At 70.2% G+C, this 23,569-nt stretch carries 23 protein-coding genes; 13 read left to right on the top strand and 10 right to left on the bottom strand.

The annotated features are described in order from the left end of the window. From ACTWQR_RS04835 to ACTWQR_RS04825, 3 genes are read left to right on the top strand one after another with little or no spacing between them, the layout of a single operon-like run. The gene (locus tag ACTWQR_RS04835) at positions 1-987 is read left to right on the top strand and encodes an aldo/keto reductase (protein ID WP_443225620.1); all 987 of its coding nucleotides are present in this window, start codon (positions 1-3) and stop codon (positions 985-987) included. Next, on the top strand, positions 984-1,298 hold the full coding sequence (locus ACTWQR_RS04830; protein WP_443225619.1) for an L-rhamnose mutarotase: 315 nt from the start codon (positions 984-986) through the stop codon (positions 1,296-1,298). The genes ACTWQR_RS04835 and ACTWQR_RS04830 overlap by 4 nt, the downstream gene beginning before the upstream one ends. Then, positions 1,283-2,149: an amidohydrolase family protein gene (locus ACTWQR_RS04825; protein WP_443225618.1), complete on the top strand. Its 867-nt coding sequence runs from the start codon at positions 1,283-1,285 to the stop codon at positions 2,147-2,149. Before ACTWQR_RS04830 ends, ACTWQR_RS04825 begins: the two co-directional genes overlap by 16 nt. Here ACTWQR_RS04825 and ACTWQR_RS04820 read toward each other — a convergent pair. Next, positions 2,137-3,558, bottom strand: coding sequence for a lipase maturation factor family protein (locus tag ACTWQR_RS04820; protein WP_443225617.1), 1,422 nt, complete (start codon positions 3,556-3,558; stop codon positions 2,137-2,139). The genes ACTWQR_RS04825 and ACTWQR_RS04820 overlap by 13 nt on opposite strands. A 96-nt stretch (positions 3,559-3,654) precedes the next feature. On the opposite strand from ACTWQR_RS04820, the gene ACTWQR_RS04815 reads away from it, so the two are divergent. The 3 genes from ACTWQR_RS04815 to ACTWQR_RS04805 all read left to right on the top strand — a co-directional run bounded on the left by ACTWQR_RS04815 (position 3,655) and on the right by ACTWQR_RS04805 (position 7,993). After that, complete coding sequence (locus ACTWQR_RS04815) at positions 3,655-4,935, top strand: DUF6777 domain-containing protein (RefSeq protein WP_443225616.1); 1,281 nt, start codon at positions 3,655-3,657, stop codon at positions 4,933-4,935. Between the two features lie 71 nt (positions 4,936-5,006). Then, positions 5,007-7,082 (top strand): SpoIIE family protein phosphatase, encoded by a 2,076-nt coding sequence (locus tag ACTWQR_RS04810; protein WP_443225615.1) that lies wholly within the window; start codon positions 5,007-5,009, stop codon positions 7,080-7,082. Between the two features lie 47 nt (positions 7,083-7,129). Continuing rightward, the gene (locus tag ACTWQR_RS04805; RefSeq protein WP_443225614.1) at positions 7,130-7,993 is read left to right on the top strand and encodes an Fpg/Nei family DNA glycosylase; all 864 of its coding nucleotides are present in this window, start codon (positions 7,130-7,132) and stop codon (positions 7,991-7,993) included. 47 nt (positions 7,994-8,040) lie between these two features. Here the strand turns inward: ACTWQR_RS04805 and ACTWQR_RS04800 are convergent, their stop codons facing one another. The 3 genes from ACTWQR_RS04800 to ACTWQR_RS04790 all read right to left on the bottom strand — a co-directional run bounded on the left by ACTWQR_RS04800 (position 8,041) and on the right by ACTWQR_RS04790 (position 10,124). Next, entirely contained in the window at positions 8,041-8,697 is a 657-nt protein-coding gene (locus tag ACTWQR_RS04800; protein WP_443225613.1) for an anti-sigma factor family protein, read from the bottom strand. A 230-nt stretch (positions 8,698-8,927) separates the two neighbouring features. Continuing rightward, a complete protein-coding gene (locus ACTWQR_RS04795) occupies positions 8,928-9,443 on the bottom strand; it encodes a hypothetical protein (RefSeq protein WP_443225612.1) in 516 nt (171 codons plus the stop codon). 135 nt (positions 9,444-9,578) lie between these two features. Then, positions 9,579-10,124, bottom strand: coding sequence for a sigma-70 family RNA polymerase sigma factor (locus ACTWQR_RS04790; protein ID WP_443225611.1), 546 nt, complete (start codon positions 10,122-10,124; stop codon positions 9,579-9,581). A 290-nt stretch (positions 10,125-10,414) separates the two neighbouring features. Here ACTWQR_RS04790 and ACTWQR_RS04785 point away from each other — a divergent pair, with 290 nt between their 5' ends. Next, positions 10,415-11,584, top strand: coding sequence for a CapA family protein (locus tag ACTWQR_RS04785; RefSeq protein WP_443225610.1), 1,170 nt, complete (start codon positions 10,415-10,417; stop codon positions 11,582-11,584). A gap of 68 nt (positions 11,585-11,652) precedes the next feature. Here the strand turns inward: ACTWQR_RS04785 and ACTWQR_RS04780 are convergent, their stop codons facing one another. Then, positions 11,653-12,111, bottom strand: a complete 459-nt coding sequence (locus ACTWQR_RS04780) for a universal stress protein (RefSeq protein WP_443225609.1) — start codon at positions 12,109-12,111, stop codon at positions 11,653-11,655. Positions 12,112-12,410: 299 nt separating this feature from the next. Here ACTWQR_RS04780 and ACTWQR_RS04775 point away from each other — a divergent pair, with 299 nt between their 5' ends. Next, entirely contained in the window at positions 12,411-13,259 is an 849-nt protein-coding gene (locus tag ACTWQR_RS04775; protein ID WP_443225608.1) for a polysaccharide deacetylase family protein, read from the top strand. A gap of 74 nt (positions 13,260-13,333) precedes the next feature. Here the strand turns inward: ACTWQR_RS04775 and ACTWQR_RS04770 are convergent, their stop codons facing one another. Then, on the bottom strand, positions 13,334-13,993 hold the full coding sequence (locus ACTWQR_RS04770; RefSeq protein WP_443225607.1) for a class F sortase: 660 nt from the start codon (positions 13,991-13,993) through the stop codon (positions 13,334-13,336). A 332-nt stretch (positions 13,994-14,325) separates the two neighbouring features. Here ACTWQR_RS04770 and ACTWQR_RS04765 point away from each other — a divergent pair, with 332 nt between their 5' ends. Further along, complete coding sequence (locus tag ACTWQR_RS04765; RefSeq protein WP_443225606.1) at positions 14,326-14,817, top strand: hypothetical protein; 492 nt, start codon at positions 14,326-14,328, stop codon at positions 14,815-14,817. Positions 14,818-14,964: 147 nt separating this feature from the next. Here ACTWQR_RS04765 and ACTWQR_RS04760 read toward each other — a convergent pair whose 3' ends face one another. The 3 genes from ACTWQR_RS04760 to ACTWQR_RS04750 all read right to left on the bottom strand — a co-directional run bounded on the left by ACTWQR_RS04760 (position 14,965) and on the right by ACTWQR_RS04750 (position 16,623). Continuing rightward, positions 14,965-15,486: a hypothetical protein gene (locus ACTWQR_RS04760; RefSeq protein ID WP_443225605.1), complete on the bottom strand. Its 522-nt coding sequence runs from the start codon at positions 15,484-15,486 to the stop codon at positions 14,965-14,967. Positions 15,487-15,714: 228 nt separating this feature from the next. Then, a complete protein-coding gene (locus ACTWQR_RS04755) occupies positions 15,715-16,479 on the bottom strand; it encodes a bestrophin-like domain (protein WP_443225604.1) in 765 nt (254 codons plus the stop codon). 15 nt (positions 16,480-16,494) lie between these two features. After that, the gene (locus ACTWQR_RS04750; RefSeq protein ID WP_443225603.1) at positions 16,495-16,623 is read right to left on the bottom strand and encodes a hypothetical protein; all 129 of its coding nucleotides are present in this window, start codon (positions 16,621-16,623) and stop codon (positions 16,495-16,497) included. Positions 16,624-17,344: 721 nt separating this feature from the next. Between ACTWQR_RS04750 and ACTWQR_RS04745 the strand changes: the two genes are divergently transcribed. The 3 genes from ACTWQR_RS04745 to ACTWQR_RS04735 all read left to right on the top strand — a co-directional run bounded on the left by ACTWQR_RS04745 (position 17,345) and on the right by ACTWQR_RS04735 (position 21,772). After that, a complete protein-coding gene (locus ACTWQR_RS04745; RefSeq protein ID WP_443225602.1) occupies positions 17,345-18,355 on the top strand; it encodes an SCO0930 family lipoprotein in 1,011 nt (336 codons plus the stop codon). Positions 18,356-18,818: 463 nt separating this feature from the next. Further along, positions 18,819-19,631 (top strand): SAM-dependent methyltransferase, encoded by an 813-nt coding sequence (locus ACTWQR_RS04740; protein ID WP_443225601.1) that lies wholly within the window; start codon positions 18,819-18,821, stop codon positions 19,629-19,631. Continuing rightward, a complete protein-coding gene (locus tag ACTWQR_RS04735; protein ID WP_443225600.1) occupies positions 19,628-21,772 on the top strand; it encodes a putative bifunctional diguanylate cyclase/phosphodiesterase in 2,145 nt (714 codons plus the stop codon). The genes ACTWQR_RS04740 and ACTWQR_RS04735 overlap by 4 nt, the downstream gene beginning before the upstream one ends. A 110-nt stretch (positions 21,773-21,882) precedes the next feature. Here the strand turns inward: ACTWQR_RS04735 and ACTWQR_RS04730 are convergent, their stop codons facing one another. Then, entirely contained in the window at positions 21,883-22,767 is an 885-nt protein-coding gene (locus ACTWQR_RS04730) for a LysR family transcriptional regulator (RefSeq protein WP_443225599.1), read from the bottom strand. Positions 22,768-22,897: 130 nt separating this feature from the next. Here ACTWQR_RS04730 and ACTWQR_RS04725 point away from each other — a divergent pair, with 130 nt between their 5' ends. After that, complete coding sequence (locus ACTWQR_RS04725) at positions 22,898-23,569, top strand: succinate dehydrogenase (protein WP_443225854.1); 672 nt, start codon at positions 22,898-22,900, stop codon at positions 23,567-23,569.

Here is a 23,569-nt window from a genome sequence, read left to right as displayed (position 1 = left end):
ATGAACAGCCTCGGCGCCAGCGGCGTCGAGGTCACGGCCCTGGCCCTCGGCGCCGCCGCCATCGGCAACCTCTTCACCGAGGTCAGTGACGAGCAGGCGCACGAGACCGTCGGCGCCGCCTGGGACGCGGGCATCCGGTACTTCGACACCGCGCCCCACTACGGCATCGGCCTGTCCGAACGACGCCTCGGGGAGGCCCTGCGCGAGCGCCCCCGCTCGGCGTACACGATCTCCACCAAAGTGGGCCGCCGCCTCGAACCCATCGACGCGGGCGGCGACGACCTGGCCAACGGCTTCGCCGTGCCCGCCACGCACCGCCGCGTGTGGGACTTCAGCGCGGACGGCGTACGCCGCGGCCTGGAGGCCAGCCTGGGGCGCCTCGGCCTCGACCGGGTGGACGTCGTGTATCTGCACGATCCGGACGACCACGCCGAACAGGCCTTCCACGAGGGCTATCCGGCTCTGGAGAAACTACGCTCGGAGGGCGTGGTGGGCGCGATCGGCGCGGGCATGAACCAGGCCGAGATGCTCACCCGTTTCGTCCGCGACACGGACGTCGACGTGGTGCTGTGCGCCGGCCGCTACACCCTCCTCGACCAGCGGGCACTGACCGAACTGCTGCCGGCCGCGCGGGAGCGGGGGACGTCGGTCGTGATCGGCGGGGCCTTCAACTCCGGCCTGCTGGCCGACCCGAAGCCCGGAGCGACGTACAACTACGCGGCCGCGCCTCCCGAGTTGCTGGACCGTGCCCTTGCCCTCAAGGCGGCGGCCGACCGGCACGGCACCACCCTGCGCGCAGCCGCCCTGGCCTTCTGCACCGCCCACCCGGCCGTCGCCGGCGTCCTCGTGGGAGCCAGGTCACCGCACGAAGTACGCGACTGCGCCGAGCAGTTCGCGAAGGCCGTGCCCCCGGCCTTCTGGCAGGAGCTCCGGGACGCCGGCCTGCTGCCCGCCGACGCCCCCGTACCCGCCGAGGAATCTTCATGAGGATCGCGCTCCACACGAAAGTCCGCGCCGACCGCATCGCCGAGTACGAGGCCGCCCACCGCGAGGTCCCCGAGGAGCTCACGGACGCGATCCGGGCCTCCGGAGCCACGTCCTGGACGATCTGGCGCAGCGGCACCGACCTCTTCCACGTCCTGGAGTGCGAGGACTATGCGCGGCTGCTCGCCGAGCTGGAGAAGCTGCCGGTCAACATCGCCTGGCAGGCGCGGATGGCGGAACTGCTGGACGTGGTGCACGACTACTCCGGCGAGGGCGCCGACGCGGGCCTGCCCGTCGTATGGGAGCTGCCGTGACCGGAACCGCCCTCAAGGTCGACGCCCACCATCACGTCTGGGACCTCTCCGTACGGGACCAGGACTGGATCACCGGCCCCGAACTCGCCCCGCTCAGACGGAACTTCGGCATCGCGGACCTGGAGCCGGAAGCACGTGCGGCCGGTGTCACCCGAACCGTCCTCGTGCAGACGATCACGGTGGCCGAGGAGACCCCGGAGTTCCTGGCGCTCGCCGAGGAGAGCGAGCTGATCGGGGGAGTCGTCGGCTGGACGGACCTCACCAGCCCCGAGGTCGCGGACGAGCTGGCCCGCCTGCGGGAGCTGCCGGGCGGCCGGTACCTGAAGGGCATCCGCCACCAGGTGCAGGGCGAGCCCGACCCCGAATGGCTGCTCCGTGAGGACGTACGCCGAGGACTGGCGGCCGTCGCCGCGGCGGGCCTCGTCCATGACCTGGTCGTCCTGCCGCACCAGCTCCCGGCCTGCGTGAAGGCGGCCGAGCACCACCCCGGACTCACCTTCGTACTCGACCACTTGGGCAAGCCGCCCATCGCCTCCGGCGAGCGGGAACCCTGGACCACCGACATCCGCGCGTTCGCCGCGCTGCCCAACACCGTCTGCAAGCTGTCCGGAATGGTGACGGAGGCCGACCTCAAGGGCTGGAGGGCGAGTGACCTGGAGCCCTACGCGGACACGGTGCTGGACTTCTTCGGCCCGGGCCGGATCATGTTCGGCTCCGACTGGCCGGTGTGCACCCTCGCCGCCTCGTACGCCGAGGTCGCCCACACCACCAGCCTGTTGACCGAGAAACTCAGTGAGAGCGAGCGGGAAGAGGTCTTCGCGGGCACCGCGACCCGCGTCTACCGCCTCTGAGCCACCGCGTCCAGCCGCGTCGGCGGCAGGAACTCCCGCACATACGTCCGCTCCCAGCAGGCGCCCGTCTCCCGCAGCTCGCGCCAGGTCGTGTACCGGTAGCGGTAGAGACGGGCCCGGACGTACCGGGGCGGCGCGTCCGCCGGGAACGGCGAGCGGCGCAGCAGCCGCAGCGTGTCCCGGTCGTTCTCCAGGAGCCGCTCCATCAGACCGCCGAACCACGACCCGGCGTAGGCGGGGGAGAGCGCGGCGAACCACATCATCCAGTCGAGCCGCAGGTGGTACGGGGCGAACTGGCGCGGCCAGCGCCGTGGATCGCCCGGCTTGCCCTTGAACTCGTACTCCTTCCAGTCCGATTCCTCCCGGGGCACCTCGTCCGCGGTGCCCTCGACCACCACCTCGTGGCGGACGCGACTGACGCTGCCGAAGGCCCCGTACGTGTTGACGAGATGCAGCGGGTCGAAGGAGCGGTTCATGACCTGGCGGCGGGAGACCAGGTTGCGGGCCGGCCGGTAGCTCAGGGCCAGCAGGAGCGCGGCGACGGCGAGGACGACGATCTCGTACCAGAGGGGCGCCTCGGGGACGTCCGGGGCCGTGCCCGGAAGCTCCATGGCGGACAGGGCGAGGACGATCGTGATCCAGTTCAGCCAGGAGAAGTTCCCGGACAGGACCAGCCAGAGCTGAGTGAGGATCATCAGGGACGCGGCGGCCGTCGCGATCGGCTGGGGAGCGAACAGCAGGACGGGCACCACGAGTTGAGTGAAGTGGTTGGCGGCCACCTCGGCCCGGTGGAACGGCTTCGGGAGATGGTGGAAGAACCAGCTCAGCGGACCCGGCATCGGCTGGGTCTCGTGGTGGTAGTCGAGACAGGTCAGCTTGCGCCAGCACTCGTCGCCGCGCATCTTGATCAGACCCGCCCCGAACTCGACGCGGAACAGGATCCAGCGCAGCAGGAGGAGCACCACGATCGGCGGGGCGACCTCGTCGTTGCCCAGGAAGACGGCGAGGAAGCCGGTCTCGAGGAGCAGGGACTCCCAGCCGAAGCCGTACCAGGTCTGGCCGACGTTCACGATCGACAGGTACAGCACCCAGGGGACGAGCCACAGCAACATGCCGCCCCAGAGCGGGAGTCGGCCGTCCAGGCCCGCGACGAGTGCCACCGACACCGCGCAGCCCGTCCAGGCCCAGGCAGCGAAGAAACGGTCGGAGTACTGGAGGTGGAACACGCTCGGGGCCTGCCGGAACGGCACCCGCGTCACGAACCGGGGCACCGGCAGCATGCCGCGCTCGCCGATCAGCGCACGGAACTGCAGCGCCGCGCCCAGGAACGCGACGAGATACATCACGGCCAGTGCCCGCTGGAAGACCAGCCGGCACGTCCAGTACTCGGGGGCTGTGAACCACTCCACCGTCGAGTGCTCCCTTCCCTCCCATTGTGACGCTGTGTGACCCGGCTTGCGTGGCGACAAAAACCGGCGCAGACAATAGTGGACATATTGCCCGGCTTGAAACGGGAGATCGCGGTGCACATACCCACCAGAACCCTCGTCACGGCCTGTGTGCTCCCGGTGGCGCTCGTCGTCGCAGGTTGCGGCGGCGACGGGGACGAGGCGTCCGACACCCCCGACGGCGAACTCTTCCTCCAGCCCGTCGCCGCCCAGGGCCCGGACCCCTTCACCGGCTCCACGGCACAGACCACCGCGACCCCGCCACCCGTCACGCGCACGCCTCGTCCGACGCCCACCGGCGGCGCCTCCCCCACGGCGGAAGACGTTCGGTCCATCTCGGGCGGTACACCGGGCCTCTACAGCGGCACACAGCGCGTCGGCAGCTGCGACGTCGAACGGCAGATCGGCTTCCTCACCGCGGACCAGGCCAAGGCGCGCGCCTTCGCGCAGTCCGTGGGCGTCTTCCGGTCCGGCATCCCGGACTATCTGCGCGGCCTGACCCCCGTCGTGCTGCGCGCCGACACGAGGGTCACCAACCACGGCTTCCGGGACGGGCGGGCGACCGGCTACCAGTCCGTGCTCCAGGCGGGCACCGCCGTCCTCGTCGACAACCGCGGCGTACCGCGGGTCCGCTGCGCCTGCGGCAACCCGCTGAAGCCGCCCGTCGCCTTCGAGAGAACGCCGGGCCGCCAGGGCCGCCCCTGGCCCGGCTATCGGTCCACCAGGGTCATCGTGGTCACCCCTGCCCCACAGGTGATCGTCGACGTCACGATCATCAACATCGAGAGCCGCACCTGGATCGAGCGGAAGATCGGCGACCACGACGGCGGCGAAGACCGTATCGTCCCGCCGCCCGTGATCGACCCACGGAGCCCGAGTCCCGACAGGTCGTCCCCGTCGGCCGACGAGTCCTCGCCCGACGAGTCCCCGGCCAGCCCGGACGAGCCCCTGAGCCCGGACGAGTCCCCGACCGGCTGCGTGACGCCGACCGTGACCGTCACGCCGGGCACCACGGACGACATTCCGGCGGACGAGCCCACGGACACCACGTCCCCCGGCCCTTCGGACTGCCCCACGGCCACCGTCACGACCACCCCGGAGACGCCCAGCGACGAGCCGCTCCCGCCCCCGGACGAGAACACGACCCCGGAGACGGAGACGGAGACGGAGACGGTGCCCGACGAGCCCGGCGGCGAGCCGCCCGAGCCGCCCCTGGACTCCCCGGAGAGCGAGGTCGGCCCCGACGCCGTGCCGGAGGGCCCCGACGTGCCCGACGGCGGCGGCCTGATCCCCGACGAGCCGGGCGCGTACAGCGCTTCCGGCGCGTTCGTCGGCTGAGCGGCCCGTGCGGGATTTTCACCGGCCTCCCAGGAGTCGAATATTCGGTCAAACCCTGGCAAGGTGGGCGCATGGTTGATCGGGGAGCGAGCGCCCTGTCACTCCCGGACGACTGGCCCGCCCACCCGGACCCGATCCTGGCGCTCAACCACATGGGCAGTTTCGACTGGGACCTGGACAGCGGCATCATGCAGATGGACGCCCTGGCCCACGAGATCTTCGACCTGCGCCCCGACGAGTACGACGGCCGCCCCGAGACACTGACCCCACGGGTGCTCCCGACGGAGGCCCGCCGTCTCGACACCCACGTCTCCCGGGCCATCAAGGACGGCAGCGAGAACTACGGGGCGTACTTCCGCGTCCGGCGCCGTGACGGCTCCCTGCACTGGACCCACACCCAGGGCTACATCCAGCGCGACGAGACGGGCCGGCCGCGCCGCATCATCGGCATCATCCGCGACGCCACCCAGGAACTGAGCGAGGCCGAGGCCCGCCGTGAGCAGGCGGCCCTGGACGAGGCCCGCCGCCAGCAGACGAACGTCGTGCAGATCATCACGGCGGCGCTCGCTCACGCCCACACGGTCCAGGACGTCATCGACGTCCTCAAGGACACCCACGGGGTCACTCACCTCGGCGCGACGAGCCTGGTCATGGGCCTGGTCGAGGCCGGCCGCATCCGGCTGGTCGCCGAAGGACCCGAGGGCAGCTTCGTGCCTGGCACCCTGGTCACCCGAATAGACGAGCAGTACCCCATGAGCGACGTCGTACGTACCCTCGCCCCGCGCTTCATCGAGTCGCCGGAGGAGTTCGCCAAGTCGTATCCGCTGCTGTGGCCGCACATCACCGACCTCGACATCACCGCGGCCGCGTACCTGCCGCTCATCGCGCAGGCCCGGCCCATCGGCGCGATGGGCCTGCTCTACAACGACCGGCGCGGCTTCTCCACCGAGGAGCGCAACGTCCTCGTCGCACTCGGCAGCAGCATCGCGCAGAGCCTCCAGCGGGCCATGTTCTACGAGCAGGAGAAAGACCTCGCCCAAGGCCTCCAGCAGGCCATGCTGCCGCGCTCCATACCCAGCATCCCCGGCGCCGACATAGCCGTCCGATACCGCTCGGGCTCCCTCGGCCGGGACATCGGCGGCGACTGGTACGACGTGATCAGGCTGCCCGGCGGCCGGGTCGGCGCGGTCATCGGCGACGTCCAGGGCCACGACACCCACGCGGCCTCCGTCATGGGCCAGCTGCGCATCGTCCTGCGCGCCTACGCCGCCGAGGGCCACACCCCCGCCACCGTCATGGCCCGCGCCTCCGTCTTCCTGCACGAACTCGACACCGAGCGCTTCGCGACCTGCCTGTACGCGGAGGCCGACCTGTCCACGGGCGTGGTTCAGCTCGTCCGGGCGGGCCATCTGGACGCGCTGCTCCGTGACACGGACCGCAGCTGCCGCAGACTTCCCGTCCAAGGGGGCCTGCCGCTCGGTCTGTCCGCCGAGTTCGGGCGCCTGGAATACCCCGTCAGCACCATCGAACTCGACCCGGGCCAGACTCTGCTCCTGTGCACCGACGGCCTCGTCGAACAACCCGGGATCTCCCTGGACGACGGCATGCAGACCCTCCGCGCCCTCATCTCCACGGGCCCCGACGACGTACGCGACCTCGCCGACCGCCTCATCGACGTGGCCGAAGAGCGCGGCGGTGACGACGACGTCGCGCTGCTCCTGCTGCGCCGCCGCGGCCTCGACGCGCAGCGCTCCGGCGGGCGGCTCCAGCAGCACGTCGGTCCGGGCGACCCCGAGGCGCTCACCGAGTCCCGGCACATGATCCGCACCGCCGTGGGCGCCTGGGGCGCCCGGGAGCGCGTCGACGAGATCGAGCTGGTCGCCGACGAACTGATCACCAACGCCCTGATGCACACCGAAGGCTCCGCGGTCGTCACCCTCCGCGTCCTCACCGGCTCCCATCGGCGCCTGCGCGTCGAGGTCGAGGACGCGTCCAGCGCGCTGCCGCGACGCCGCGAGGCGGGGGAGTCGGGGGTCTCCGGGCGAGGGCTGCTCCTGGTGGACAGTCTCGCGGACCAGTGGGGCGTGGAGGCCCGGGGCGGCGGCAAGTGCGTATGGTGCGAGTTCATGGTTCCGGAAGCGGACTGAGACCCGTCACACCTGGCGCTGTCGGTGCCGGGTGGCACTCTGGACGTATGCCGGAACTGCCTGAGGTCGAAGCGCTGAAGGACTTCCTGACCGAGCACCTCGTCGGCCACGAGATCGTGCGCGTGCTGCCCGTCGCGATCAGCGTCCTGAAGACGTACGACCCACCGCTCACCGCTCTCGAAGGCCGCGAGGTCACGGCCGTGCACCGGCACGGCAAGTTCCTGGACCTGGAGACGGACGGCGGCCCGCACTTCGTGACGCACCTGGCCCGCGCGGGCTGGCTCCAGTGGAAGGACCGGCTCCCCGACGGCCCGCCCCGCCCGGGGAAGGGCCCGCTCGCCATGCGCGTCGCCCTGGAGACCGGCGAGGGCTTCGACCTCACCGAGGCGGGCACCCAGAAGCGGCTGGCGGTGTATGTCGTACGGGAGGCGGCCGAGGTCGCCGGCGTCGCCCGCCTGGGCCCGGACCCACTGGCCGACGATTTCGACGAGACCCGCTTCGCGAAGCTCCTCGAAGGCGAGCGCCGCCGGCTCAAGGGCGCGCTGCGCGACCAGAGCCTGATCGCGGGAGTGGGGAACGCCTACAGCGACGAGATCCTGCACGCCGCCAAGATGTCCCCCTTCAAGCTCGCGTCCGCCCTGACCCCCGAAGAGACACGGCGGCTGTACGAGGCGCTGCGCGCCACCCTCACCGAGGCCGTCGAGCGCTCCCACGGGCTCTCCGCGGGCCGCCTGAAGGCCGAGAAGAAGAGCGGCCTGCGCGTGCACGGCCGCACCGGTGAGCCGTGCCCGGTCTGCGGCGACACCGTCCGCGAGGTCTCCTTCAGCGACTCGTCCCTCCAGTACTGCCCCACGTGCCAGACGGGCGGCAAGCCCCTCGCGGACCGCAGGATGTCAAAGTTCCTGAAGTGACGTAGGCCGATTAGGGGGCCAGGGGACAGTCGGTAAGACGCCCTGACTCAGGGAGCCTTGAGCGTCACCAGCCGGTCGCCGCCCCTCGTGCGCACCTCGTACCGGGCGATCTCGTCGGGGTGCATCGCCGCCGCTCCCTGCATGGCGGAGGGGGGCTGCCCGTCGTCCTTGGGTACGGTCCAGCTCAACAGGACCTCCTCCGAGTTGTCGCGGCCGACGGCGACGAGCTCACAGGGCCGGGGACCGGAGGAGTCCTTGACCTTCAGGTCCACCTCGCTGCCCCAGGCCCGGTTGAGGGTGGTGACCTCGGCCCACACCCCCGTCCCCGGGTCGGTCGCGGCGATTCGCTCGCCGTTCGAGCCCTCGCCTCCGGAGAGGGCCGCGACCGCGGGCCCGCCCACCGCGAACACCACCGAGGCGGCGACCGCGAACAGCCAGCGCCTGCGCCCGCTCCGGCGGGCCGAGGCGATGTCGTCGATCAGCCGGTCCAGCAGAGCCGGGCCGGCCTGGGTCATGGGGTGCACCGAACGCGGAGTCGCCTGGGCATACGCCCGCAACGACCGTGTGGTGGGTGTCAGTTCACGTATCTGAACCGCACACTGGGGACACTCCATGAGGTGGTCCTCGAAGCGGAAGGCTTCCGCCTCGTCCAGCACGCCGAGCGCGTACGCTCCGACGTCGCGGTGGCGTTCCAGCGACCTCATACCAAATCCTCGGTGCCGATGGTGTGTGTGCGGGGAGTAGCTACTTGCCCACCGGTACGCAGGAGACCGCCGAATCACTCAAGCCCCGTCCGGAAACCAATCAGGAGATTCGGAGCGGCAGGGCTCTCGGATTGGTCGGGGTTCAGAAAAACTTGTCGGCAAAACTGGTTGGCGGAGCCGACCGGGACAGTTGCCCCGCAGCTTCGATCAGAGTCGCCCCGCAGCTTCGGTCAGAAAAGATGGATCGCCAGATGTCCCAGCGGTAGCCCCAGTTGCCAGGCCGGCGTCCACACCTTCGGCCCGTCGTCCTCCCCGATCACCGGACCACCGCCCGGCACCGCGTCCAGGTCCGGCGCGAGCAACTCGGTCTCCTCCAGCCAGCGCCAGGCCGCCGTCGCCAGGTCCAGATCCGGTGTGGGACCACCTGATTCGACCGCATCGGCGGCGAGCCCGGCCATGCGCTCGCGCACCCAGTCCTGCCACGGCTGGTCGTACGCCGTCAGCGACAGCCACGTCTCCAGCTGCGAGACGACCCGGATGCCGGACAGCTCACCGCTCGTGTCCGACAAGAAGATGGTGAGCGCCAGGGCGTCGCGCCCGGCGCGGAACTCGAAGGACGTGGGCGGCATCAGCTCGCCGGTCCGCAGCAGCTCGTCGGCGATGTACTCGGCGTACAGCCACGCCATAGGGACGGTGAGTTCACCGCCGCCGGTGCCGTCCGTGCTCTCTTGACCTCTGTGCAGCATCCCTTCCTGCCTTCCTCCGGTGCGTGCGCGTCGCCCGACCCCGGGCCCTCAGTCCGGAACACGGATGAAGACAGCTGATTGCTCAACCATGATCCACAGCAGGCGCTTTACGGAGGCTTGACCCAACCCTCGGTTTCACCGCAGGTCGGCCGCGTATCCCGGAAGAACCCGGCGCAGGGCGCGCAGCGCGTAGTACGCGCGAGACTTCACCGTACCGGGCGGAATCCCGAGCTCCGCCGCGGCCTCCGCAACACTCGCCCCCCGGAAATACACCTGCACCAGGACTTCACGGTGCTCGGGAGTGAGTGTCTTCACAGCCTCGCGCACATCGAGGGTCGCCGCGGAGCGTTCCGCGTGATCGGCGCACACCCGCGCGCTCTCCAGCACGGCGTCCCCGACCTCGGCGGGCCGCGCCTGCCGGGCCCGCCGCGCGTCTATGGCGAGCCGTCGCCCGACGGTCAGCAGCCAGGGCCGTACGGAGTCGAAGGCGTCGGCGCGCAGTGCCTCTGGATGCTGCCAGGCGCGTACGAACGTCTCCTGCACCAGATCCTCGGCGCGCTGGCGGTCCCCGTCGGAGAGCCTCAGCATCAGGGCGAAGAGCGGCGCGCCGTGCTCCCGCTGCAATTCGGCCAGCTCGTGCTCGGCGGTCGTCCTGCTGGTCATGGTGGTGGCGGCCGTCATGGCCGTATGCCAACGCAGCACGCTCGCCCGGGACAGAGTGCGGACACGGATCGTCGGCGGACGGTCGAACCAGTCGGCGAACGGTACGACGAACGGTCAACCGGGACGGAAGGCTCCGCCTCCGCTTCTCGACTCGCCCTACGACTCAACCGCCGGGAAGCGCCGGACGGGTGAGTCGCAGTGGCGCCTTCTTGACTCCCACCGATGCCTGCATGTGGATACATATCGGTTCGTACTTACATATGACCGCATGCGTCGAAGCGAGGTCGAGAATGTCAGGTACATCGGAGATGCCGGGAAGACCGAAGACACTGCACACCCGGCGGGCGGCAACGGCTCTCGCGGTCATGTGCCTCGCGGCCGTCGTGAGCTGTCAAGGACAGGACGCGCCGAAACGCAGCGGGAACCCCGTCGGCGGCGGAGCCTCGGCGAAGCGATTCACGCTCGTCGCCTCCGGGGATGTCCTCCCGCACAGCTCGATCATCGACAAGGCGCACGCCGACGCCGGCGGCTACGGCCACGACTTCCGCCCCATGCTGTCGGGCGTCAGACCCGTCGTGGCCCGCGCCGACCTGGCGATCTGCCACATGGAGACGGTGTACGGAGCGGACGGCGACTACACCGGCTACCCCACCTTCAAGTCCCCGCCGCAGGTCGCCGAGGGCCTCGCCGCGACCGGCTACGACGGCTGCTCGACCGCCTCCAACCACACCCTGGACGACGGCTCCGCCGGCATCCACCGCACCCTCGACGCGCTCGACCGGGCAGGCGTACGGCATGCCGGCTCCGCACGCAGCGCGGCCGAGGCGAGTGCGCCCGCCATCCTGCAGGCGGGCGCCGCCAAGGTCGCCCACCTCGCGTACACGTACGGCACGAACGGCGTTCCGCTCCCGGCCGGAAAACCCTGGGCCGTCAACCTGATCGACCCCGACAGGATCGTCGCGGACGCCCGGGCCGCCCGGAAGGCGGGCGCCGACGTCGTGGTCCTTTCCATGCACTGGGGCACCGAATGGCAGGACGAGCCGGACACCCGGCAACTGCGGCTGAGCAAGCGGCTCACCGAGGCCCGTACGGACGGCCGCCCCGACATCGACCTGATCCTCGGCACCCACGCCCACGTCCCGCAGGCGTACCAGAAGGTCAACGGCACCTGGGTGATCTACGGCATGGGCGACCAGATCGCCGGCGCGATGGTCAACCACGGCGGCGCCAAGGACCCGCGCGGCAACGAGAGCACGATCGGCCGCTTCACCTTCGCCCCGCCGGACAAGCCGGGCGGCCGCTGGCAGGTGGAGAAGGCCGAGTTCGTCCCGCAGTGGTTCGACCTGGGCTCCGGCCGCGTCGTCAACCTCAACAGCGCGATCGACCAGGGCGCCGACGTGACCGCCGTACGTGACCGGATCCGCCGGGTCGTGCTCAGCCGGGGCGCGGCCGAGGACGGGCTCGTGATGGCGAAGTAGCCGCCCCACGCTGCAGGGCTTACGGATCACGGATCACGGGCTACGGATCACGGGCTACGGGCTACGGGCTACGGAACCACGGTCACCGGCCAGCGCCCGGCCTTCACCAGCCGGATGGCCACCGAGCCGACGAACCGGTGCCCCGCCTGCTCGGACGCACCGACCACGACGGCGTCCGCCTTGAGCTGGTCCGCCGCCTTGACCATCCCGTTGTACGGGTCGCCGCGGAGGGTGTGGAATTCCCAGCGCACATCGAATATGCCCTTGACCTGCTCGGTCGCCTCCCGGATCTCCCGGACCAGCTCCTCGGCGATCTGGTCGGTCGTCTCGGCGACCGGGGCTCCGAGCGCGGCGCCCGCCGTCATCACCGGCTGGATGTAGACGATGGCGAGAAGTGCCCGCTGCCGCCGGGCCAGGCCCGCGGCGTAGGAGGCCGCGCGAAAGGAGGACTCGGAGCCGTCCACGCCGACGACGATGACCTTCGGCCCGTCCGTGCCCCGCTCGAACCGGGAGTGCTGTTCCGTCACGGCGCGAGGCTATCGGTACCGGCGGGTCCCACCGCCGCCGGGGACCGGGTCCGGCCGCGCTCGACAGGCGGCCCGGCCCGGCTCTTCCCGCAGTCGAGAGCGTGGGTGCCGGCGCCGAGGCAGGAGCGCCGAAGGAGTCGAGGCCGCAGCCCCGAAGGGCACGACGGGTCCGATACGGCCGCCCCGGGGCGCCTTACGCCGCCACTGAGCCGCTGCCAGCTGCTCTCAACGGGTGCTTTCGTACGCCCGGACCGGTGTCAGTGTGCTGTGTCGGTCCCCAGCGGGGCGACTGATTACTCATGAACAAGGATCAGTTCCTCTCGCGGCGCCGGGCGTTGCTCGCCGGTGCCGCCGTCCTGGGAGCGGCGGGAGCGGCCGGCGCGGCACATCTGCTCACCGCCGACCCGGACCCCCCAGGTCGGTCCGCCGCCGCTCCCGCCGCGGGCGCGAAGGCGAACCGGGCGGCTCTGAAGCCGTCCGCCTACCGTCTCCAGCCCATCGCCGGATACGGCCCCGCGCGCACCAGGCCCGCACGGCCCCTCGTACGGCACGAGCCGTTCCTGCGCATGTCCGGGCACGGCCGCAGCATGGTGCTGACCTTCGACGACGGACCCGACCCCCGCTACACCCCGGACATCCTGCGCACCCTCAAGGCCCACGACGTGCGCGCCATGTTCTTCGTGTGCGGCGAGAGGGCCGTCGACGGCAAGGACATGCTGCGCGAGATGGCCGAAGAGGGGCACGTCGTCGGCAACCACACCTGGTCCCACCCGCTGCTGACCCGGCTGTCCCCGCACGCGATCCGCTCCGAGATCGAGCGGACCAGCGACATCATCGAGGAGGCGTACGGCGAGCGGCCCGCCTGGTTCCGGGCGCCGTACGGGGGCTGGAACCGTGCTGCCTTCCGACTCTGTGCCGAACTCGGCATGGAGCCGCTCGGCTGGACCGTCGACACCCTCGACTGGAGGGCGCCGGGCTCCGACACCATCGAGCGCCGGGTCATCAACGGCGCGGCCCCCGGCGTCGTGGTCCTCTCACACGACGCGGGCGGCAACCGTTCGCAGAGCGTACGGGCGCTGCGTGACTATCTGCCGCGGCTGCTGGACTCCGGTTATCACGTCACCGTGCCTCGGCGTCAGTACACCTGAGCCCGCGGTATCAATGGGGATTTGCAAGGGGATCCCATTGATACCGCGGGCTTTCGCCCACCCGGCCGGAACGCTCAGCGAACCTCAGTCAGGCGGGCGAACGCGACGACGTTCCCGTCGTAGCCGTTCTGCTTGGAGAAACCGCCCCCACAGGTGATGACCCGCAATTCGGGGGTTCCGGCGTTTCCGTAGACTCGGTCTCCGGGGAAGTTGTTCTTATCGAACACCTCGATGCCGTAGATCTCGAATACGGCGACCTTTCCGTCCTGGCGCTGGACCTCTACGAAGTTTCCCTTTTTGAGGGCCCCGAGGCCGTAGAAGACGGCGGGGCCCTGTTGGTTGTCGACATGGCCGACCATGACGGCGGTGCCCTTCTCGCCGGGGGAGACCGCGCCGGAGAACCAGCCGGCGAGATTCGGGTCCTCCGGTGGCGGCGCGTCCACCCAGCCCTCCATGTCGAGGCCCACGGGCATGACGGGGGCGTCTACCTGGATCGCCGGGATCCGGATGCGGTCGACCACGGAGAACGACAGTGGAAGCGGAGCCGGCCGGGTCTCGCCGCCGGTGCGGCTGTCCGCCGCGGCGGCTGTCGCGGGCTGCGGCGGCCCCACGTCGAACTCTCCCGAACCATTTCGGATGAGAGCGAGGCCGGTCAGCAGCACAAGCGCTATCACGCCCCAAGGAGCACGCTTCTTGGGGCGCTCCTCCTCTTCGGCCAGCTCGGAGCCAAACATTCGCAAACCCCTCTCGACGCGGCCGTCGCCCCGTCAATCGCGCATACGAGAACGCTAAGCGCAGCACGCTCGCCGGGCGACGGGAGAAGTGCGAACGGGTGGCGGGCCGGACTGCCGTGCGCCATCCGAGTTGCCGCCCGCAGGAAATTTCTGACGGTCCGTGACCTGCGGCAATATCCGAATGTGTTCCTTTCTCTCGGCGTGTCCTCTCACCAGGACGGACCATTCTCGAAATGCGGCCCCGTGCAAGGCAACTGAGGGTCTGTCTGGGAGGCGTTTTCTCGCCGATCGACCCGGGGACGGCTCCCGGGGCGCCTTCCGCGGAGGATCACATGCGTACCACTCGTGCCCTGGCCGTCTCTGCGACAGCGGTCGCCACCCTCGGACTCACCGCTCCCGTGGCCGCGGCCTGGGACAGTCCGAGCAACATCGTCGCCATGCCCAGCGTCATTGCCCGGGGCGGGCAGCTGACGGTCACTGTCGACGGGTGCCCGAAGGGCGGCACCATGACGTCCAACGCGTTCCCGAAGACGGACCTCTCGCCGGTCCCTGGCAGCCAAAACGAGACGTCGAAGGGAACCGCGACCATCAACAGCAACGCGACTCCCGGGTCGTACGACATCACGGTCAACTGCATCGGCACGGGCACCCTCACCAAGCCCCAGGCCTTCACCGTCATCGGCGGTGTCCGCGGTGGTCTCGGCGGCAGCAGCTCCAGCGGAGCCACGCCGACCGACATCGCGATCGGCGGTGGGCTCGTCGGCCTCGCGCTCATCGGCGGCGGGGTGTTCTGGATGCGCCGCCGCTCCGAGAACAAGATCTGACCCTCCTCTTCCCGTCGGAGGCCGGATCGTTCGGAGGAACCGGACCGTTCACAGAAAACTGGCCGCTGTCCCCATCGGATCGCACGTGTACAGCCCTTCGCCCCGGCCCTTTTGAGGGGGTCCGGGGCGAAGAACCGTTCCGGTGATTCAGCTGACCTTCTCGCCGGCGCGTCGCCGCGACCAGTACAAAGCGGTGCCTACGGATCCCGCGATGAGTGCGGCTCCGAGGCCGATCTCACCCAGATCGAGGCCGCCGGCGGTACCGCCGGCGCCGGCCTTGACGCCCCGGTGGACGGGGACATGCGTGGGGTTGCTCGGGCGGCCGGTGGCGATGGTGAGGTCCGTATGCCCCGACTCGTTTCCGCACCGGAACGTCACCTTGTAGACGGCGCCGTGTTTGGCGTCCCAGTCGACGGTGGCCGTGGCCGAGCGGTGCCCCTTGGGAATCGTCACCGTGTCGAAGATGCCCGAGGACACCTTGGCGTCCGAGTCGCAGCCGTTGACGGACAGCGTGACGCGGCCGCCCGCCGCGATGGTCGTGGGCGCGACGTTGAAGCCGAACGAGGTGATGTCGCGGTCCCCGTCGTCCCGGGCGACGGCGGCGGGCGCGGTGAGGGTCAGGGCGGTGGCGCCCAGCAGTGCGGCCGAAGCGACGCGTATGACGCGCATGGTGAGTCCTCCGGGTCCCCGAGGAGCAGCCGCGGACCTTTTCCGCTTGCGCGCCGTAGCTGAACCTTTTGCGCCGTAAATGCACCTCGATGATCGAAACGCTAGGAAGGTACGGGCGCGGGCGCGATCGCAGTCGCGCGAATGGGGTAACGGTGTCGGCCGAACCGGGTACCGATGCCTGCGGTTGGGGGACGGGCGCGGCGCGGCGCCCGTCCCGGTGAGGGTCGGTTACTTCCCGGCCGCCGGGAAGAGCGTCAGGAACGGATCGGCGGTCGCTGTGATCCCGCGGCTGTAGGGCGCGTCGAAGTCCCAGATCAGGAAGAGCAGGAAGGCGATGAGGGCACCGAACAGACCGGCGAGGATCACCTCACGCGGCGTGCGGCGGATCTGCAGGGCGAAGATCAGCCCGACGGTGACCACGGCCCCGGTGATGAGGCCGAACCACACGACGCCCGGCATGGTCGGTTCTGTGGACTCGGCGCGCGAATTGCGTGCCTCGTCCGCCGCGGTGATCTGGTCGAGGAGCGGCTGATAGGCCTGGGCCTCGAAGTCCGACTTCGGCTCGTAGTCGGTGACGTCGTGGCGGAGCCGGGCGAGCAGCTCGGTGCCCCGTTCGGTCACGTGACCGTCGTCGGCCATGGTCTTCCACTCGGTGGTGACGACGTGGCCGACATAGGTGTTGACGTCGTCCCGGATGCGGTCGCGCACCTCGGGCGGGTACACGCGTACGCGCTCGGAGATCTCGTGCAGCGCGTGCGCCTCGGTCTGGACGTGGTCCTGGGCGACGCCCCGGGCCTCCCAGACCCCGGCGATGGCCAGGCCGAGCACGATGGCGTACACCACGCCGATCATCATCGTCATGTACTCGATGACGTCCGGAGTCTCGGACGGGTCGTCGTCCTCGGGGGCCGTGTGGTGCCGTAGGACGGTGACGATGAGGACGACGACGGACGCGGCCCCCATCGCGAGGGCGAGAACAAGCCATTCCGACAAGGATTCCTCCAGGGGTCAGCGGGGGCGCAGCGCGGCGACGGCGAGCACCGCGGGTGCGGTGACGAGCAGGGTGAGCGAGACCAGGGACGGGCCGCCGCGGGGCGGCGCTTTGCGCGGCCGGACGCGGTACGGCGGATAACTCACCGGAGTCGGCGATGATTCGGGACGCGCGGTGGGCTTCGGCTTCGGTGCCGGCTCGGGAGCCGCCGGGCGCGGTGCGGCGGGAGTCGGCGGTGGCGTCACTGGAACGGGCGGGCGAACAACCGGCGGGGCCGGGGCAGGCCGTGGTGGGGGCGGAGGTGGCGGGTCGGGCGTCGGCGTCGGTCTGGGCACGGGCTTCGGCGGGGGAGAGGGCTCCGGACTCGGGCTGGGCGGGGGTGGCGTCGGAGTGGGGGTCGGCGTCGGAGTCGGGCAGGTCCCCGCGACCGCGACCGCGGCTGTCCCGACGGAGCCGGTGGAGGCATACGCGCAGGAGTCGGCGGCTGCCGGAGTCGGCGCGCCGCTGAGCATCCAGGCCAGTGCGAGCAGCGTCAGCAGGCGTATGGCGAGGGCGAATCGGGTTCGTAATGGTCGAGGCACGACGAAGATCATGGGCTCCCGCGGTCCCGCGCACGCCCGAGTGCGGGGGGATTGCCCCGAAGGAGGGACAACGGAGCCTCACGCGATTGCCGAACCGTGCGCCGAGCCGGGCTCGCGGCGGCCCCACTTCCGACGGCGGCCGCCCCACGCTGAGCAGAGCTCCCAGGCGTTACCAGAAAGAAATTTGTGCGCCCTTTGAACACTCACGGCACTCCCGCCCGTACCTAGGGCCATGCGCGGCGCAGTGGATGCGCCGCAACACCTAAGCAGACAGCGGGAGTTACCAATGAAGACCTCCTGGCGGAGCGCCTCACTCGTAGCGTCAGCTGCGGCAGTGCTGGTGCTGACGACGGCGTGCGGTCAGGAAGATGCGGGCCAGTCGACCGGTAGCCAGAACGTTGGCGCGGCACCCGCGGCGAACGGCGTTGGATCAGGCAGCGGCTACGAATCCGGGACCAGCGCCGCTCCCAGTGCGGGACAGGGCGCCGGCGCGCAGGCGCAGACCGCCGGTCAGCTTGCCGTGGCGGACACCGCCAAGCTCGGCGATGTGGTCACCGACAGTGCGGGCATGACGCTCTACCGCTTCGACAGGGACACGGCCGAACCGCCCAAGTCGGCCTGTGACGGTGAGTGCGCCACGACCTGGCCCCCGGTCCCGGCCTCGGGCGCCACCGCCCCCGTGGGCGTTGACAAGTCCCTGCTCGGCGAGGTCACCCGTGCCGACGGCACCAAGCAGCTGACCGTCGGCGGCTGGCCGCTGTACCGGTACGCGAAGGACACCAAGGCTGGTGACGTCAACGGCCAGGGTGTGGGCGGTACTTGGTACGCGTCGGCTCCCGACGGCAAGAAGGCTGCCGGCGGCGGCGCGGCCGCCGCCGGCGGTGGAGCAGAGGCCGGCGGTGGCGCAGAGGCAGCCGACCTGCCCGGCTTGTCGACTCGCAACGACCCCGAGCTCGGAGAGGTCGTCGTCGACAAGAACGGCATGACGGTCTACCGCTTCGAGAAGGACACCCCCTGGCCGATGAAGTCGGCCTGTGTCGGCGCGTGCCTGGAGAAGTGGCCGGTCGTCGAGCCGGTGGCCGCCGCCGACACCAAGGGCATCGACAACAAGAACGACGGCCGGCGAGGCTACGTCGTCCTGAACCGCCCCGACGGCCTCAAGCAGCAGAGCATCGACTGCTGGCCGCTCTACACCTTCGCGGGTGACAAGAAGCCCGGCGACACCAACGGCCAGGGTGTCGGCGGCACGTGGTACGCCATCTCGCCGGAGGGCAAGCCGCTCGGCAAGCCCAAGTAGTCCCAGCAGTAGCCAGTAGCCAGTAGCCAGTAGCCCAAGTAGGCGACCACTTCCCCAGGTTGGTCACCCAGGCACACCCGATCGCGAGGCGCGGAGGGGAGGGCCGCACAGAGCGCGGAAGGTTGTGAACGCGCACAGATGTTGTGAAAGCGCAGAGAAGGAGAGTGCCGGAAGAACGGAACAAGTGCGCACAACCACCGCTTCGCCCCCTCCGCACCGCATGGAGGGGGCGAAACGGCTTTTTCACATCTCGTCGGATCCCGTCCCCACTCTTCGTAACTCTGTGCAATTCTTCGGAGCTCTTTGGAATGCTTCGGTGCGATTTCGTAAGGAACAGCAATTCGGCACGTGCCGGTGGCAGTGACCTGGAACGGACGGTCAATTTCCGTTTCTGCTCGCTCCGTTGGCGGGCGATCAGTAGCCTCAGCTCGAACACCGGATCGCCTACGCCTTGGAGAGATAGATGGAGCGTCCCGCCTGGGCCCCCCGTGGCATCGACATCTCGGTGCCGAGCGTGAGCCGCATCTACGACTACTACCTGGGCGGATCGCACAACTTCGAGGTCGACCGGGAGGCCGCCCGAAGGGCCATGGAGTTCATGCCGGGACTTCCCAAGATCATGCAGGCGAACCGGGCGTTCATGCGCCGTGCCGTGCGCTTCGCGGCCGACGAGGGCATCACCCAGTTCCTGGACATCGGTTCGGGCATACCCACCTTCGGCAACGCCCATGAGGTGGCCCAGAGCGCGAGCCCCGGCGCACGCGTCGTGTACGTCGACCACGACCCGGTCGCCGTCGCGCACAGCAAGACCGTCCTGGACGGCAACGAGAACGCGGACGTCGTCGCCGCCGATCTCCGCAAGCCCCAGGAGATCCTGTCGAGCCCTCAGATTCAGCGCCTGATAGACCTGAATCAGCCAGTCGCACTTCTCCTCGTTGCCATACTTCACTTCGTGGAGGACGAGGACGACCCGTACGGGGCAGTGGCAGAGCTGAGGGACGCACTGGCGCCCGGCAGCCTGTTCGTCGTCACGCACGCCTCGTACGAGGGAATCCCGCTCCCCCCGGAGCGGGCCGAGGGCACCGTCGACGTCTACAAGGACATCCGCAACCCGCTGATCATGCGCTCGCGCGAGGACATCGCGCGGTTCTTCGAGGGGTACGACATGGTGGAACCCGGACTGGTGCCGCCGCCGAACTGGCGGCCCGATACGGCACCGGAGGACGAGGATCCGTATTCCTACTCCGGTTTCGCGGGCGTGGGGCGCAAGGCGTGACCGCGGAGCCGGACGGGCCGGAGGACAGACTGCGCAGGTTCGCGACGATCTGGAGCCGGGCGATCTTCCCGGTGACCGCGACGTCACTGACCCGGCCGGAGTTCGAGCTGCGCCTCGTGCCGCTCGCCCGCCGGTTGAGCGAGGCGCTGCGAGCCAGGACGTTCGACGCGGCCGAGGGCCAGGCGGTCGGCGCCGCCCTGATCGACGCTCACTGCACCGAGCCGGAGGCCCTCAGCCGCACGCTCGACTGCGTCGACGCCTACCTGGTGCTCTACTGCGGCGAGGACGGGTCCCAGGAGGACCTGCGCGCCCGCTCGGCGCGGCTGCAGCACGCCATGGCCGCCGGGTTCGCGCAGGCGCTGCGAGAGCGGACGCTGACCGAGCAGGAGGCCATCGCGCGCGCCGCCCTCCAGGCCCAGGGAGTCGTCGCGGACGCGCTGCACGCGACCGAGGCGCGGTTCCGCGCCGTGTTCGAGGGCGCCGCCATAGGCATCGGTATCGCCGACCTCGACGGCCACGTCCTACAGGTGAACAAGGCCCTGCTGCGTATGTTCGGCGGCACCGAGCAATCGATGCGCGGGCGCAACGTCACCGACTGGACCCACCCCGAGGACGCGCCCCAAGTCTGGCGCCTCTACGAGGAGTTGGTGCGCGGCGAGCGTGAGCACTACCACGCGGAGAAGGCCTTCTACCGCCCCGACGGAACGGTCCTGTGGACCAACCTCACCGTCTCCCTGCTGCGCGACGCGGACGGGCAGCCGCAGTACCAGCTCGCTCTCATGGAGGACACCACCGAGCGCCGACTGCTCAACCTGCGACTGCGGTACGAGGCCACGCACGACGCGCTCACCGGACTGCCCAACCGGACGCTGTTCTTCGAGCGGCTCGACAAGGCCCTCTCCGCGGGCGAGGGCATGCGCTTCGGGCTCTGCTACCTCGACCTCGACGGCTTCAAGACCATCAACGACAGCCTGGGACACGCGGCCGGCGACCGGCTGCTCGTCGAGGTCGCCGACCGGCTGCAGGCCTGCGCGACCGCGCCCGGCGAGATGGTCGCCCGGCTCGGCGGCGACGAGTTCGTGGCGCTGACCACCGGGACCGACACCGAGAGCGAGGTCGACGCGCTCGCCGACCGCATCATGAACGCCCTCATCACCCCGGTCCGTATCGACGGCCGGGAACTGACGGTCCGCGGCAGCATCGGCATCGTCGAGGGTCCGGCGGGCGAGCGCGGTCCGGCGGAGGTGCTGCGCAGCGCCGACATCACGATGTACCGGGCCAAGTCGGCGGGCGGCAACCGTTACGAACTCGCCGACCCCGAGGCCGACGCACGTGCCATCACCCGGCACGGGCTCACCACGGCGCTGCCCGCGGCCCTCGACCGGAACGAGTTCTTCATCGAGTACCAGCCGCTCGTCCACCTCGGGGACGGCAGTGTCCGCGGCGCGGAGGCTCTCGTCCGCTGGCTGCATCCGCAGCACGGCGTGCTGGGCCCGGACCAGTTCATCCCGCTCGCCGAGCACACGGGCCTGATCGTCCCGCTCGGCCGCTGGGTGCTGGAGCAGTCGGTCCGCCAGGCCCGAGAGTGGCAGGAACGACACGGCGTAGCGACAGCCGCAGGTCCGCTCCGCATCAACGTCAACCTCTCGCCGTGCCAGCTGACCCACCCTGGCCTGGTCTCCGACACGGTCGACATCCTGGAGCGCGCCGGCCTCGAACCGGCCTCGCTCTGCCTGGAGGTCACCGAGTCCGCCCTGATCGGCGCCGACGACGACCTCCTCAAGCCGCTGCGCCGGCTCGCCGAGATGGGCGTCGACATCGCCCTCGACGACTTCGGCACGGGATACTCGAATCTCGCCAACCTGCGCCGCCTCCCGGTGAGCATCCTCAAGCTGGACCGCTCCTTCACCCAGGGCATGCAGCAGTTCCCCGCCGACCCCGTCGACCTCAAGATCGTCGAAGGGATAGTTTCTCTCGCCCACAGCCTCGACCTCGCGGTCACGGTCGAGGGCGTGGAAACGGGCGCCCAGGCCGAACAGCTCCGCATACTGGGCTGCGACACGGCCCAGGGGTGGTACTACGCGCGGCCGGGGCCACCGGATCGACTGCATGAGCTGGCACTGGTGGACGCGACGGGCTGAGCCCACCTCTGCTGAGGCATGTCCCCGCGCCCCCTTCAGGGGGCGCGGGGAACTGCGCGACCAGCCACGAACGACCCGCACGTACCCACCTGCCCGCGGAAGCAGAACGCTCACCGCTCAAGAAGCATCCGCTGGAGCTCCCGAGCCGCCCGAGGCGGAGCCACATCACTCCGATGAGCCAACGCGATCGTCCGACTCAGCCCAGGCCGAGCCAACGGAGTAACCCGCAACCCACGCCCGGCCCGCGTGGCCACCATCCGCGGCACCACGGCCACCCCGAGCCCCGCCCGTACGAACCCCAGCACCGCATCCATCTCGCCGCCCTCCACCGCGAAGTCCGGCTCGAAGCCCTCGGCGCGGCACGCGGCGACGGTCAGCTCGCGCAAGTCGTACCCGTGGCGGAACATCACCAGGCGCTCGCCCTCCAGGTCGGAGATCTGTACGCTCCGGCGCCCGTGCCCCGGCGCCGGCGCCTCCGGTGACGACACCACCACCAGATCCTCCCGCAGCACCTCCACCGTGGTCAGCGCGGGCGACGGGGTAGGCAGCGGCAGAACGACCAGGGCGAGATCGAGCGCTCCGCGGGCGAGTTCCCGTACGAGATCGTGGGAGCCGCCCTCCTCGATCAGCAGCCGGATGCCCGGGTACCGGTCGTGGAAGGCGCGCAGCACATCCGGCAGCAGGCCCGTGCACAGGCTCGGCGTCGCGCCGAGGCGGATCCGGCCACTGCGCAGCTGGGCCAGCTCCTGGACCTCGTGCCGGGCCGTGTCCGCGTCGGCGAGGATGCGGCGGGCCAGCGGGAGCAGGGCCTCGCCGGCGTCCGTGAGCGTGATGTTTCCACGGGCCCTGAGGAAGAGATCGGCCCCCAACTCCCGTTCCAGCGCTTTGATCTGCTGGGAGAGGGACGGCTGCGCGACATGGACGAGGTCGGCGGCCCGGGTGAAGTGCCGGGTCTCGGCGACCGCCACGAAGTACTGGAGCTGCTGGAACTGCATCCCCCAAGCATAGGACCACGATAGGCCCTGGCTATGGAATCGAGCCGGACCATGTCTTGGACCGATCGGCATGCCCGGACCTACCGTGCGTGACATGGCTCTGGCAACGCGGACGGACCGAAAACCGTCCATGACGCGCACCATGTGGGACTCGTCCGTCGGCAAGAAGACCGTGATGGCCGTAAGCGGCCTGATCATGCTGGCGTACCTGGTCGTCCACATGCTGGGCAACCTCAAGATCTTCTTCGGATCGGACGAGTTCAACCACTACGCGCACTGGCTGCGCACCCTCGGCGAGCCCTTCCTGCACTACGAGTGGGCGCTGTGGATCATCCGCGTGGTGCTGGTCGCCGCCGTCGTCGCGCACGCCACCTCCGCGTACCAGCTGAGCCGCCGCGACATCAAAGCGCGCCCCACCAAGTACGTGCACAAGAAGCGGCAGGCGAGCTACGCCACGCGCACCATGCGCTGGGGCGGGATCATCCTCGGTCTGTTCATCGTCTGGCACATCCTGGACCTGACGACCGGCACCGTGCACCCGGACGGCTTCCAGTCCGGACACCCGTACCAGAACGTGATCGACACCTTCTCCACCTGGTACGGCAACGTCATCTACCTGGTCGCGATGCTCGCGCTCGGCCTGCACATCCGGCACGGCTTCTGGAGCGCGGCGCAGACCCTCGGCGTGGGCAGCCGCACCCGCGACCGCATCCTGAAGGCCACTGCCAACGCCCTCGCGCTGGTGCTGACGGTGGGCTTCATCTCCGTACCCGTGGGCGTGATGACCGGAGTGGTGAGCTGA

It is taken from the genome of Streptomyces sp. 2A115, assembly GCF_052245575.1.
GTDB lineage: Bacteria > Actinomycetota > Actinomycetes > Streptomycetales > Streptomycetaceae > Streptomyces.
The sequence above is the reverse complement of the archived record's forward strand: the minus strand, read 5'-3'. Positions and strand labels throughout refer to the sequence as shown.